10 protein-coding genes are annotated in these 12,478 nt (G+C 70.6%); 5 read left to right on the top strand and 5 right to left on the bottom strand.

Annotation, left to right across the window (positions count from 1 at the left end; all coding sequences use genetic code 11):
- Positions 1–12 precede the first annotated feature (12 nt).
- The 3 genes from E5843_RS07350 to E5843_RS07340 all read left to right on the top strand — a co-directional run bounded on the left by E5843_RS07350 (position 13) and on the right by E5843_RS07340 (position 2,824).
- Positions 13–1,158, top strand: coding sequence for an OprO/OprP family phosphate-selective porin (locus E5843_RS07350; protein ID WP_141065853.1), 1,146 nt, complete (start codon positions 13–15; stop codon positions 1,156–1,158).
- Between the two features lie 215 nt (positions 1,159–1,373).
- Positions 1,374–2,561, top strand: a complete 1,188-nt coding sequence (locus E5843_RS07345; RefSeq protein WP_136412278.1) for a methyl-accepting chemotaxis protein — start codon at positions 1,374–1,376, stop codon at positions 2,559–2,561.
- Positions 2,562–2,563: 2 nt separating this feature from the next.
- Positions 2,564–2,824, top strand: a complete 261-nt coding sequence (locus tag E5843_RS07340; RefSeq protein WP_134673382.1) for a hypothetical protein — start codon at positions 2,564–2,566, stop codon at positions 2,822–2,824.
- 199 nt (positions 2,825–3,023) lie between these two features.
- Here the strand turns inward: E5843_RS07340 and E5843_RS07335 are convergent, their stop codons facing one another.
- The gene (locus tag E5843_RS07335; RefSeq protein WP_141065852.1) at positions 3,024–5,786 is read right to left on the bottom strand and encodes a bifunctional diguanylate cyclase/phosphodiesterase; all 2,763 of its coding nucleotides are present in this window, start codon (positions 5,784–5,786) and stop codon (positions 3,024–3,026) included.
- A gap of 143 nt (positions 5,787–5,929) precedes the next feature.
- Here E5843_RS07335 and E5843_RS07330 point away from each other — a divergent pair, with 143 nt between their 5' ends.
- Both E5843_RS07330 and E5843_RS07325 read left to right on the top strand, forming a co-directional pair.
- Positions 5,930–8,008, top strand: coding sequence for a sensor histidine kinase (locus E5843_RS07330; RefSeq protein WP_134673380.1), 2,079 nt, complete (start codon positions 5,930–5,932; stop codon positions 8,006–8,008).
- 9 nt (positions 8,009–8,017) lie between these two features.
- On the top strand, positions 8,018–9,739 hold the full coding sequence (locus E5843_RS07325) for an EAL domain-containing protein (protein WP_134673379.1): 1,722 nt from the start codon (positions 8,018–8,020) through the stop codon (positions 9,737–9,739).
- A gap of 34 nt (positions 9,740–9,773) precedes the next feature.
- Here E5843_RS07325 and E5843_RS07320 read toward each other — a convergent pair whose 3' ends face one another.
- The 4 genes from E5843_RS07320 to flgA form a co-directional block, all read right to left on the bottom strand.
- Positions 9,774–10,979 carry an ATP-binding protein gene (locus tag E5843_RS07320; RefSeq protein WP_141065851.1) on the bottom strand — a complete coding sequence of 402 codons (1,206 nt, stop codon included), beginning with the start codon at positions 10,977–10,979 and terminating at the stop codon, positions 9,774–9,776.
- Between the two features lie 58 nt (positions 10,980–11,037).
- Positions 11,038–11,373 (bottom strand): flagellar protein FlgN, encoded by a 336-nt coding sequence (locus tag E5843_RS07315; RefSeq protein ID WP_134673377.1) that lies wholly within the window; start codon positions 11,371–11,373, stop codon positions 11,038–11,040.
- Positions 11,373–11,678, bottom strand: a complete 306-nt coding sequence (flgM, locus tag E5843_RS07310) for a flagellar biosynthesis anti-sigma factor FlgM (protein WP_134673376.1) — start codon at positions 11,676–11,678, stop codon at positions 11,373–11,375. The genes E5843_RS07315 and flgM overlap by 1 nt, the downstream gene beginning before the upstream one ends.
- A 145-nt stretch (positions 11,679–11,823) precedes the next feature.
- The gene (gene flgA / locus E5843_RS07305; RefSeq protein ID WP_425480741.1) at positions 11,824–12,465 is read right to left on the bottom strand and encodes a flagellar basal body P-ring formation chaperone FlgA; all 642 of its coding nucleotides are present in this window, start codon (positions 12,463–12,465) and stop codon (positions 11,824–11,826) included.
- Positions 12,466–12,478 lie beyond the last annotated feature (13 nt).

Raw genomic sequence — 12,478 nt, 5'->3', positions numbered from 1 at the left:
ATGACCCCACCCATGAAACGCCTGTTGTTGCCGATCGCCCTGGGCGCGGCCTGCTGGATGCCCGCGCACGCTGAAATTCCCCTCGGTACGGTCGCCGGTTCCGAAGTCGCCTTCGAAGGCATGTTCCAGGTCGACGGCTACTGGTTCGACAACGACCTGCGCGACCTGGATGGCCGCGACGACGGTCGCGACCGCGCCACCGGCATCCGCCGCTTCGAACTCGCGCTCAAGGGCAAGGGCCCGGGTGGATTCGGCTGGGTGCTCGGCTACGACATCGAGGGCGACAACTTCCTCGACAACAACGTGACCTGGGCGTTCGGTGGCGACGGTTCGCCGAAGCAGACCCTGCTGCTCGGCCAGGCCAAGCAGCCGAACAGCCTCGAGGAACTGTCGTCGTCGCGCCACAACGACTTCATCGCCAAGGCGGCCGCGACGGGCACGTTCGCCACCGGCCGCCGGCTGGGTGCCTCGTGGAGCTACGACGCCGGTGCCCACGGCGCCACGGTCGGCTGGTTCGGCCGCAACCTCGACGACGACGCCGGCGGTGCCGGTTACGGCGCGCGTGGCTGGTGGGCCCCGGTGCGTGATGACGGCCGCGTCCTGCACCTCGGCCTGAGCCACGTCGACCGCGATACCGACAGCGATGCCCTGCGCCTGCGCGCGCGCCCCAACGCCGACATGGCGGCGGTACGCATCGTCGACAGCGGAAGCCTGGTCGATGTCGACCGCCTGTCCACCACCGGCCTGGAGGCGATGTGGATCGATGGGCCGGTGAAGCTGCAGGGCGAGTATTTCCTGTCGAGCGCCGACCGCATCGGCAACAGCGGCTATGACACCGAGGGCGGCTATGTCAGCGCCCTGTGGACGCCGGGCGGCAGTGGCTGGAACTACAGCGGCGGCCTGCCCCGCACCCGCGTCGAGAATCCCGGCCTGTGGCAGTTCGGCCTGCGCTACGACTATCTGGACCTCGACGACGGCGCCGTGCGCGGCGGTCGCATGGAGGCCTGGACGGCGGGCGTGAACTGGTACTGGCGCCAGAACGCCAAGCTGATGCTCAACTACGTCAACGTCACCAGCCGTGCCAGCGATGCCGCCAGCGGCCTGGTGTTCAACGACGATCCGTCGATCCTCGAGGCGCGCGTCCAGCTGCACTGGTAAGCGCCCACACTGGCGTGCCCGCCTCTCACGCAGGCGGGCACGACTCTGCATGAAGCGGGCTGCCGACGCGGCCCGTTTCCAGATGTGGGTGAACTGCGGCCTGCGTCGCAAATGCCGCAACCAGCGCACGCGATGCCGCGGCAACGGGGGCAAACGCTAAAGCCCGGTCGACGGGGGCCGATACCGGGTCCGTAGAGCCCGTCTGAGAGCGCCCCATGTACGCACGTCTGCTGATCCGCCTCGCCGCACCGCTGTTCCTCACCCTGCTGATGCCACTTGCGTTCGCGCTGGAATGGCCGGGCGCGGTGCGCTGGGCGATCCTGTTGACCGTGACCGCCAGCTGGCTTGGCTTCGGTTTCTGGCTGGTGATGCGCGAAACCCGGCGACCGCCGGAGCATGCGCGCGTGCTGCAGGAGCAGGAGCAGCTGCTGAGCGAGCTGCGCCAGTTCGTCGGCGCCGAGATCGAAGGCTCGCGGGTGGAAGTGGAGCGCGCACGCGACCTCATCCGCCAGGCCGTCAGCGGGCTGGGCAGCAGCTTCGACGCGATGAACCGCAAGTCGCGGCAGCAGGCGCAGGCGATGGCGCGCATCCTCGACCGCACCGGTGACCAGGACAGCGGTGCCGATGTCGCCCGCTTCGCCCAGCACGCCAGCCAGCGCATGGAGCAGCTGGTGGAGGCGCTGGAACAGGTCAGCGGCCAGAGCGGCGCCACCGTCACCCATATCGACGAGATGGCCGGCCACCTCGACGGCATCTTCGCCCTGCTCGAGGACGTGAAGTCGATCGCAGACCAGACCAACCTGCTGGCGCTCAACGCCGCCATCGAGGCCGCGCGCGCCGGTGAGGCCGGCCGCGGCTTCGCGGTGGTCGCCGACGAGGTGCGCAACCTCTCCGAGCGCTCGACCGCCTTCAACGAACAGATCCGCAAGCTTGCGCACTCTTCCAAGGAATCGATCGCCAAGGTGCGCGACACGGTCTCGGGGATGGCCTCGCGCGATCTGGACCGCTCGCGGGAAGCGCGCGTGGAGGCCGCCGGCATGCTCGACCAGGTGGCTGCGATCAATCGTTCGCTCGGCGACGGCATGCGCGAGATCTCCGACTGCGGCCGCGCCATCGACGGCAGCGTGGCGGACGCGGTGCGCGCCCTGCAGTTCGAGGACATCGCCACCCAGGCGCTGGGTGGCGTGCATGCGCATCTGGAGCGGCTGAACGCGATCAACCGCGAAGCGATCGACCTGCAGGACCTGCTGCGTCGCAACGGCGGCGTGTTCGACGACGAACTCATCCGTGCCCTACAGCGCATCGGCCAGCGCCTGCGCGAACTGCGCGGCACCTGGGAAAAGCCGCCGCACAAGCCGGTCACCCAGGAGTCCATGGGTGCGGGCACCGTCGAGCTGTTCTGAGCTTGGATCGCCCGGTCGCCCACGATGACAGCAACGCCCCGGCCACGGCCGGGGCGTTGTCGTGTGCGCTGCCACCCGATGCGGAGGGTGCCGGTGCGCCGGGAGTACCGACGGCCGGCCGCCGACGTGACGACGTGTTGCGTCGCCTCGAGGAGCTGGCGCATGGCGAACTCGAGCTGCTGTTGGCGAACCGCCAGCAGCCCGAAGCCAGCCCCGACCTGCTGGCCAGTTTCATCGAGTGGGACCTGGCCGTCGGCGCCTGACGCCCGACCTTCAATGCAGGGTGGCCTCGGCGCCATGCCGCATGCACCTGCACAGGCACGCGCAGGATCCACCTGCCGCAATCGCCCGACGCGCAGGCGGTGATCTCCGCACGCAATCAGTCCGGGAGGGTCGATGCCCTCCCCTGCGGCCACGCATGCATCGGGTTGATGCGCCTCGCGGCGCGACGATGCGATCCGCTCAGCGACGGAGCACGGTGACCCGGCCGGATTCGGCCACGGTGTCGTCAGCGCGCGGCTGCAGCCAACGCGAGACCTCGCGCGCGGGCAATGGACGGGCATACAGGTAGCCCTGCACCTCGTCGCAGCCGAATTCGCGCAACAGGCGCTCGTCGTCCGCGGTTTCCACGCCCTCGGCCAGCACCTGCATGCGCAGGGCCTTGCCGAGCTGGATGATGGCGCGGGTGACCTCGGCGGAACGCCGGCCGTCGCCGAGCCCCGCAATGAAGCTGCGGTCGATCTTCAGCCGCCCGACCGGGAGCCGGCTGAGGTAGCTGAGGCTGGAAAAGCCGATGCCGAAGTCGTCGATCGCCAGCGCCACGCCCTCACGGGCGAAGACGTCGAAGCAATGCCACAACGCCGGTGTGTCGCGCAGCAGGGCGGACTCGGTAAGTTCGAGTTCCAGCTGCGTGGGCGGCCATCCGCTCTCCGCGCAGGCACCCAGCACGCGCGCGGCGAAGCCGGGATCGCGCAACTGCACCGCCGACACGTTGACCGACATCCGCCCGACGACGATGCCGGCGCGCGACCATGCCGCCGCCTGGCTGCAGGCCTCGCGCAGCACCCAGTCGCCGATCGGGTTGATGTCGCCGGTCGCCTCGGCAATCGGGATGAACTCGTCTGGCGGGCAGTGGCCGAGGTCGCGGTGGTGCCAGCGCAACAGCGCTTCCACGCCGACCACGGTGCCACCGCGCAGTTCGTACAGCGGCTGGTAGACCAGCGAGAATTCGTCGCGCTCGAGCGCGCCCTGCATCGCCTGCTCGAGATCCAGGCGCCGGCGCGAACGGCGCCAGGCTTCCGGACTGTGGAACTGGATGCGGTTGCGGCCGTCGTCCTGCTTGGCGTTGTGCAGGGCGGCCGCGGCCGCCCGCAGCAGTTCGTCGAACCCGACGTCCGCGGGGCGGATCGCGATGCCGGCGCTGACGCCGAACCGCAGGATCTCGCCGTCCACCGGCACCGGATCGGACAGGCCGGTCACGATGCGCTGGGCAGCGGCGGCGATGGCCTCGCGGCCCTCGCCCTGGCGCAGCAGGACGACGAACTCGTCGGCGCCCAGGCGCCCGAAGAGGTCGCCGGCGTCGACCAGCATGTGCAGGCGCGCCGCCACCGTCCTGAGCACCGCATCGCCCGCTGCGTGGCCATGGGCTTCGTTGATGCCGCCGAAGCCGTCGAGGTCGAGCAGCAGCAGTGCGTGGCCGGACCCGCCATCGGTGGCCGCGAGGACGGCTTCGATCTCCTCGCGCAGCCGCGTGCGGTTGGGCAGCCTGGTCAGGGTGTCGTAGTGCGACAGCAGCTCGATGCGTGCGCTGGCCTCGCGCTCGCGCGAGGTATCGCGGAACAGCACCAGGTGGCGTCCCTGGCCGGCCCCGTCGCGGTCGTACTCGACCACCGCCTGGGTCCATACCTGCACGCCGTCGGGCCGGTAGAAGCACAGGTCCAGCGAGATCGCGTCGGCACCATCGGCCACCCGCGCCATCGCCTCGTGCAGGGCATCGCGCGATTCGGTGGTGTAGTGGCGCAGCAGTTCGTCCAGCGCCATCGTGCTGCCCTCGCGCCCGTGCAGGCGCGCGCATTCCTCGGTCCAGTACAGGGTGCGGGTGGCGGCGTCGATCTCGCAGCCGCCGATCCGGCCGAGCTCCGCCACCCGCCGCAGCAGCTCCCCGCGCCTGCGGTTGGCGGCGTCGGCCCGGCGCTGCGCGGTGACGTCCTGGATCTGTGCGATCACCCGCAGCAGCTGGCCGCCGTCGCAACGGGGCGACGCCCACACCTGCAGGTGCAGGCGGTCGGCGGCACCGTCCACGGCGATCTCGAAGCTGACGGTGCCTTCGCCCTGGCGGATCCGGTCCCAGGCCTGACGCAGCGCCCGGCGGTCGCTGCGGCAGCGGCGCAGCCAGGCGCGCACGCGCAGCCCGTCGTCGAGGCCGAGCGCCGCGCGCAGTTCGCGCGTGCACCAGACCACATCGGTGGCCGGGTCCCAGGTCCAGCTGGCCATGCCGGCCAGGCGCTGGGTTTCCTCCACCAGTCCACGCTGTTCGCGCAGGCGCTGTTCAAGCTGTTTCTGGCTGCCGATGCCGGTGACGGTGCCGGCCATGCGCAACGGCGCGCCGCTGGCATCCCAGGCGGTCACGCGGCCGGCATCGCGCACCCAGCGCCAGCTGCCGTCGCGATGCAGGCAGCGGTACTCGCACAGATATGCCGGGCTGCGACCGGCCAGGTGGGCCTCGAGGGCACTCCGCAGGCGCGCGCGATCATCGGGATGCGCCCGGCGCTGCGCATCGGCGAAACGGTCGACGCCGGCGGATGCACCTTCGTAGCCCATCAGCTTCAGCCACGAGACCGAGTGCTGCAGGCGGTCCTGGCGGATGTCCCAGACCCACAGGCCATGGCCGCCCGACTCCGCCGCCTCCAGCCATGCCCCGGCCACCGACGACAGCTGCACGCTCAGCGAGTACGCCACCACGCCCTGCCGGTCACGCGTGACCACCCGCATGCAGGCCTGCAGGGCACCATCGGCCCCGGGCAGCTCGCAGTCCACGGCTTCCTCGCCCTGCGACAGGCGCGCGCGCAGGCCCGCCAGTGACGGCGCATGGCGCTCCACCAGTGCGTCCAGTCCGCGCGCCTGCGCCACCGCGTTGGCCAGCAGGCAGCGGCCGTCGCGATCCAGCAGCAGCAGGCCATCCGGTAGCGGATGGCTGAGCAGGCTCGAGATGACGCCAGGGTCCATCTGGGCGAAGTGCTCCGTGTTCGGGCCACCCCCGCCGCGGTCGGCAGGGGCTCGTCCACCGGTAGCGGCGCGGCGGGTCGGAAATTGAGGCGCCCACTCGCTGGCGGCTAGACTCGGACGCGGCAACCGTCGGAAAGGACCACATGGCAGCAGTTCGCGAGGGAGACAGCGACACCGCACGTGCGCGTGGTGCCGACCTGCGCCAGAGCCTGGCCGGCATCCGCTGGTGGATTCCCCTGCTCTACCTGCTGCTGAGCGCGGCGTGGATCCTGTTCAGCGACCTCCTCGTGGAGTGGCTGCTGCCCTCGGCCACGGTCCGCGCCGCGCAATCGGCGAAGGGCCTGCTGTTCGTGCTGGCCACTGCCGCCGGCCTGTGGCTGCTGCTGCGCAACCAGGCGCGCGGCATCGAGCGCGCCCACCGCGCCACGCTCGACTACGCCCAGCGTTACCGCGGGCTGCTGGATCGGCATCCCGATCCGCTGTGGCTGCACGAGGCCGGCAGCGGGCGGCTGCTGTATGTCAATCCGGCGGCGCGCGCGTTCTTCGGGCTGGGGGCCGAGGATGCGCTGCCCGGCGACGCCGCCGACCTGCAGGGCGTGCTGCCGCACCCAGGCGAGGAAGGCCGGCCGGCCACGATTCGGCGGATCCGCCTGCCCGACGGACGCCGCCGCGATGTCGAACTCCACGTCGCACGCCTGGACCATGACGGCCGTGAGGCGCGGCTGGTCAGCATGCGCGACCGCACCGCCGAGATCGGCGCCGAGCGCGAGCGTGCGCAGAGCGCGCGGCGCATGCGCGAGGCGCAGCAACTGGCCTGCCTGGGGTCGTGGGAGTTCGACCCCGCCTCCGGTCGCGGCCATCTGTCCGACGAGACCTGCCGCATCCTCGGCATCCGCGTGCCCGCCGGCAACGATGCCGATGTGCGTGGCCTGCTGCTGGATGCACTGCCGGGCTGGGCCGCGGAGCTGTCCGGGCTGCTGGACGCACTGGCTTCCGGCCACGGGCCGCCGCTGGACGTGGTGATTCCTGTCGATACGCCGGACGGCACGCGGCGGTTGCAGTTGCGCGGCGCGCGCGCCACCGAGGACGGTACCGCGCACCTGCTGCGCGGCACGCTGCAGGACATCACCGAGGCCGAGGCGGCGCGGCGCCAGTTGCGCGAACGCGAGCGCCAGTTCCGCGACCTGATCCGGGCCTTGCCGGATGGCGTGGTCCTGCTGGCCGGGGACCGCGTGCGCTACGCCAACCCGGCCTGCGCGGAGGCCTTCGGGCGGCCGGTGGAATCGATGCCCGGCCTGCCGGTGCAGGAGCTGGTGGCCGAGGACGACGCGCCGTTACTGGGTGCGTGGTTGCGCGCCGCGCTCGTCTCCGGCCAGGTGCCAGACGCCGCGGTCGTGCGCGCACCGCGCATGCGACGCAGCGACGGCAGCCTGTTCAATGCCGCGCTGACCGCGGCCGAGACGCGCTACGAGGACACCATCTGCACCGTGGTGGTGATGCGCGACCTGTCCGATGCCGAGCGCATGCGCGACGAGCTTGCCGCCGGCAACCTGCAGCTGCAGGCAATGGCGGCGCGCATCTTCTCCGTGCAGGAGGACGAGCGGCGCCGCATCTCGCGCGACCTCCACGACGACATCGGCCAGTCGATCACCGCGATCAAGATGTCGGCGAGCGCGGCCATGGACGAGGACGACCCGGCGCGTCGCCACGACGACCTCGACGACGTGCTTGCACTCGCCGACGCGACGCTGTCGCGGCTGCGCGACATCTCCATCCTGCTGCGTCCGCCGCAGCTCGACGCGCTGGGCCTGGAAGCGGCTCTGCGCTGGCATGCGGAGCGGTTGTTCACGCATGCCGGCGTCGGCCTCGAACTCTCGATCGCGGCGCTGCCGCGGCGTCCGGAACGCGAGGTCGAGCAGGCGTGCTTCCGCATCGCACAGGAAGCGATGACCAACGCCCTGCGGCATGCGGCACCGGCGCGCGTCTCGCTGCGCCTGGAGGACAGCGGGGACCGCCTGCACCTGCGCGTCGTCGACGACGGCCGTGGCTTCGACACCCCCGCGGACGGCGGCCTCGGCCTGGCGATCATGCGCGAACGCGCGCACGGTGTCGGCGGCGTGTTCGATATCCGGTCGCTGCGCGGCCATGGCACAACGGTGGAAGCGGTGCTTCCGTACGATCCGGCAGCAAACGCAAAGCACGCCGGCCAGCGGGCTGGCTAGAATGCCGGGATGCGAAATACGGATCCGGATGCGCCACCCCCGCTGCCTCGTCTGGGCGCCGGCCATCCCGAGCTCGCCGCGCTGGTGGATGCGGCGCGGCATGGCGGCACCCCGCTGGTGGTGTTGCATGTGGACATCGACCATTTCGCCTCGATCAACCAGAACATGGGCATCGAGGTCGGCGATATCGCGCTGGAGACCGTCGGCCAGCGGCTGCAGACCCTGATCGATGACCGGGGCCGGGTCTGGCGCCACGGCAGTGATGAATTCGTCGTCGCGGTGCCCGATGCACAGGCATCGGTTGTGTACGCGCAGGAACTCGCCCAGCGGCTGATCGAAGCCATCGAGCAACCGCTGACGGTACTGCCGTACACGCTGTTCCTTGGCGCCAAGGTCGGCATCAGCCTGTGCCCGCAGCATGGCGATGACGCCTCGCAGCTGCTGCAGCTGGCCGAGACCGCCGTGCGTCGCGCCTCGCACGTGGTGCACGATCCCGTGCAGGTGCATGCAGCGCCGGCGCTGGATCGGGCGCAGAGCGAGAGCACGATCGCGCGACAGATCATCGATGCGTTGCCGAACCGCGAACTGCGGCTGCGCTTCCAGCCGATGATCAGCGCCCGCGACGGCCGCATCGTCGGCATGGAGGCGCTGATCCGCTGGCAGTCACCGGTGCTCGGGCTGCTGCTGCCGGAACGCTTCCTGCCGATCGCCGAACGGCTGGGCGTGATCGTGCAGATCGGCGACTGGATGCTCGAGCGCGTGGTCGAGCAGTGCAAGCTGTGGCGGGAACAGGGCTTCGACGATTTCTTCGTCGGCGTCAATGTCTCGACGCTGCAGCTGCTCGAACCGGACTTCGTCGACCGCCTGCTCGCGCGCATGCAGCAGGCGGGCCTGCCGACCTCGGCGATCCTGCTGGAGATCAACGAGAGCGCGCTCAGCACCAATACCCAGTCGGTCTACCAAGCGATCGCCGCGCTGCGCCACGAGGGCCTGGGCCTGACGCTGGACAACTTCGGCACCGGCAATGCCAGCCTCGGTGCGCTGGTGCGCTATCCGGCCGACATCCTCAAGATCGACCGCAGCTTCATCAACGCCGCGCCCGCGGGCAACCGCGAGACCGCGATCGTGCGCGCGATGATCGCGATGGGCCACCAGCTCGGCATGAAGGTGATCGCCAACGGCGTGGAGACCGAAGCCCAGCTCGGCTTCCTGCGCCGCGCCGACTGCGACATCTTCCAGGGCTACCTGTTCGGCGAGGCGATGAGCGCGGAAGCCGCCGGGCAGGCGTTGCGCCGACGCTACCTGCGTTCGGAACTGTTCGCCGCCAGCACCACCGACCGCACGCTGCTGCTGGTGGACGACGAGGAGAACGTGCTGCGTGCGCTGGTGCGCCTGTTCCGCCGCGACGGCTACCGGATCCTTGCTGCCGGCAACGTGCGCGATGCCTTCGGTTTGCTGGCGACCAACGAGGTGCAGGTGATCCTGTCGGACCAGCGCATGTCGGAAATGGACGGCACCGAGTTCCTCGGCCGGGTGAAGATGCTCTACCCCGACACGATCCGCCTGGTGCTGTCGGGCTACACCGACCTGGCCACGGTGACCGACGCCATCAACCGCGGCGCGATCTACCGCTTCCTGACCAAGCCCTGGGACGACGCCGAGCTGCGCGAGCACATCCGCCAGGCGTTCCGCACCCACGACACCCAGCGCAACCGCGAGGCGTCGACGTAACGGCGCGTGGGAGCGCGTGCCCGCACCGCTGTGGTCAGGCGGTGACCAGCTTCGGCTGCCGGGTCGGCAGTACCACGCGGAAGCGACTGCCCTGCCCCGGCGTGCTGTCGACCTCGATGCGGCCGTGGTGCTTGGCGACGATGCCATAGGAAATCGACAGCCCCAGGCCGGTGCCCTTGCCCACCGGCTTGGTGGTGAAGAACGGATCGAAGATGCGTTGCTGCACTTCGGCCGGGATGCCGGCTCCGTCGTCACCGATCTCCACCCATACCGAGCCGTCGGCGGCACCGGTGCGCAGGGTGATCACGCCGCGCTCCTCGATCGCCTGGCCGGCGTTGAGCAGCAGGTTCATGAAAACCTGGTTCAACTCCGACTGCAGGCATTCGATCATCGGCAGCGTGCCGTACTGCTTGTCGAGCGTGGCCTTGTAGCGCAGTTCGTTCCAGACGATGTTGAGGGTGGAATCGAGCCCGGCGTGCAGGTCGGCGAGCTTCCAGGAATGGTCGCGGTCGGAACGCGAGAAGTCCTTGAGGTCCTTGACGATGCGGGTCACGCGCTCGATGCCCTGCCGGCACTCGGTCAACAGTTGCGGCAGGTCGCGGCTGATGAAGTCGATGTCGAGCTGCTCGCGGGTGGCGTCGATCTCCTGGCGCTGGGTGGCCGGATCCGGCGACGCCAGTGCGCGGTCGTAGGCATCCACCAGCGCGAACAGGTTGCTCAGGTATTCCTGCAGGCTGCCCAGGTTGGAATGCACGTAGCCGATCGGATTGTTGATCTCGTGCGCCACGCCGGCGGCCAGCTGGCCGATCGAGGCCATCTTCTCCGCCTGCAGCAGCTGCTCCTGCGCCGCGGTGAGGCGCACGTTGAGTTCGGCATGCCGGCGCAGCAGTTCCTGGTCGCTGTCGCGCACCAGGCCCGGGTCCTGCAACAACAGGAGGATGTGCTCGCCGTCCGGCAATGCGTGCAGCCATGCCACCAGCACGCGGCCCTCGCCGAACGGCAGGTAGTCGTTCCAGCGCCCCTGCTCGCGGGCCTGCGGCAACGCGTGCGCCGGCAGCAGGTCGGACAGACCCGGTTCCGCGCCGGAATACAGCGGGTGCGAGCGGTACAGCGCCTGGGCGGCGGCGTTGGCATATGCCAGCGTGCCATCGGTGCGGTAGAGCAGCACGCCTTCCTGTACGCGCGACAGTGCGGCAGCGAGGACGGAGGGCGGCGGGGCGGAGTCGGAGGTGGCGGTCACGGTGTCCGGACGCGGCGGTGGGTCACCGCATCATAGCGTCGGCGCCGGGCGCGGGCGCTCAGGCGACCGCGAGCTCGCGCGAATGCCGGGCCTGTTCGGCACGGCCATGGGCGTCATAGGCCGGAGCGCTCTCGACCCGCCCGAGGTGGCGCAAGGCCCAGTTCACCTCGCGGCGACGGCGGGCCAGCAGTGCGCCGTTGGCGCGGTTGAGCTCGGCCAGCTCCGCCAGCGGGCCGGCGATCTCGCTGTCCGTGCTCGCCTCGAGTTCGCGCAACGCGGTGAGCTTGGCGTGCGTGGAACGCATCAGCGCCTCGACGTCGTGGCCGATCAGCGCCTCGCGTTCGTCGGCGAGCGCCGTGGCGAGGCGTTCGAGGCTGGCCTGGGCGGCGCTCATCAGCCGGCGAGCTGTGCGTCCAGCTCGAGCATGCGCGAGGCGATCGCTTCCGGGTCGATCCGGTAGCTGCCCGAGGCCAATGCCTCGCGCACTGCCTGTACCCGCGACTCGTCGAGCGCCGGACGGGTGGCGAGATCGCGCTGCAGGGCCTGCAGGCCGGTGGCCTCGCCGGTCAGGCGCAGGCTGTCGGCGGCGGCGGGCGCCTCGACGGCCTTGCGGGCATCGCCGGCACGCGACACCTGGCCAAGGGCCGGACCGGTGCCGCGCACCGCGGCGGTGGACAATCCTTCGATTTTCTGGGTCATGGCAGTGATCCTGACGCCGGGTTGGTAAGTGGGTTCATGGCCGTTATCGACCGGTGCCGGAAAAGCTTTAGGGGAATTCCCCACATGCGTTCAGCGTGTTCACCGGGGCCGCCGCAAGCCGGGTCGGAGCCCCGATCCGGGCAGGTCACCGGCTCACCAGCACGTCGCCGTCGGGATCCACGGTGCCCTGCACGATGCGGCGCGAGGACAGGTTCTCCACGCTGACGCGTTCGTGCTCACCGGCATCGCCGAGCGCGCGACCGACCATCCGCACCTCCACCCCGCCCCGGCGCGAGACCAGGGCGATGGTATCGCCGCGCCGCACCAGCCGTGGCGCGACCAGGTCGCCGGCGGTCAACACGCTGCCTGCGGAGAGCGTGCGACGGGCGACGCGGCCCACTGCCTCCGCTGGATCGGCGATGGCCACCCCGGCGATGCGCGTGGCATCGCGTTGTTCGGCAATGAAGACATCGGCCGTGATCGGTTGTCCTGAAGCCACGCTGCGCGCCAGTACCAGTACGGTCTGGCTGCGGTGCACGCGCACCGGCACGAACAGCCGCCAACCCGAAGGACAGGCGACTTCGGCGGTGCCGGCACCGGTCATGCGTGCTTCCAGCGGCTGGGCGCAGCGCGGCATGCGCAGGGCCGGATCGAGCGTGGCATCGGTGCCCTCGCCACCCCCGGCCGCGGCCAGCGCGGCGGCGCGGATCGACTCCACCGGCTGGAAACCCGCCGATGCCCAGGCCACCGGCACCAGCAGGCTGCCGAGCAGGAACAGCACGACCAACACCAAGTGGCAA

Source organism: Luteimonas yindakuii (assembly GCF_004803715.2).
Lineage (GTDB): Bacteria > Pseudomonadota > Gammaproteobacteria > Xanthomonadales > Xanthomonadaceae > Luteimonas > Luteimonas yindakuii.
This window is presented reverse-complemented; position numbering and strand designations above follow the sequence as displayed.

Bases quoted from the DNA above. Each gene is read 5' to 3' on its own strand.
- flgM (WP_134673376.1), bottom strand. From the start codon at position 11,678: ATGACCCAGAAAATCGAAGGATTGTCCACCGCCGCGGTGCGCGGCACC.
- E5843_RS07330 (WP_134673380.1), top strand. From the start codon at position 5,930: ATGGCAGCAGTTCGCGAGGGAGACAGCGACACCGCACGTGCGCGTGGT.
- E5843_RS07350 (WP_141065853.1), top strand. From the start codon at position 13: ATGAAACGCCTGTTGTTGCCGATCGCCCTGGGCGCGGCCTGCTGGATG.
- E5843_RS07345 (WP_136412278.1), top strand. From the start codon at position 1,374: ATGTACGCACGTCTGCTGATCCGCCTCGCCGCACCGCTGTTCCTCACC.
- E5843_RS07315 (WP_134673377.1), bottom strand. From the start codon at position 11,373: ATGAGCGCCGCCCAGGCCAGCCTCGAACGCCTCGCCACGGCGCTCGCC.
- E5843_RS07325 (WP_134673379.1), top strand. From the start codon at position 8,018: ATGCGAAATACGGATCCGGATGCGCCACCCCCGCTGCCTCGTCTGGGC.
- E5843_RS07335 (WP_141065852.1), bottom strand. From the start codon at position 5,786: ATGGACCCTGGCGTCATCTCGAGCCTGCTCAGCCATCCGCTACCGGAT.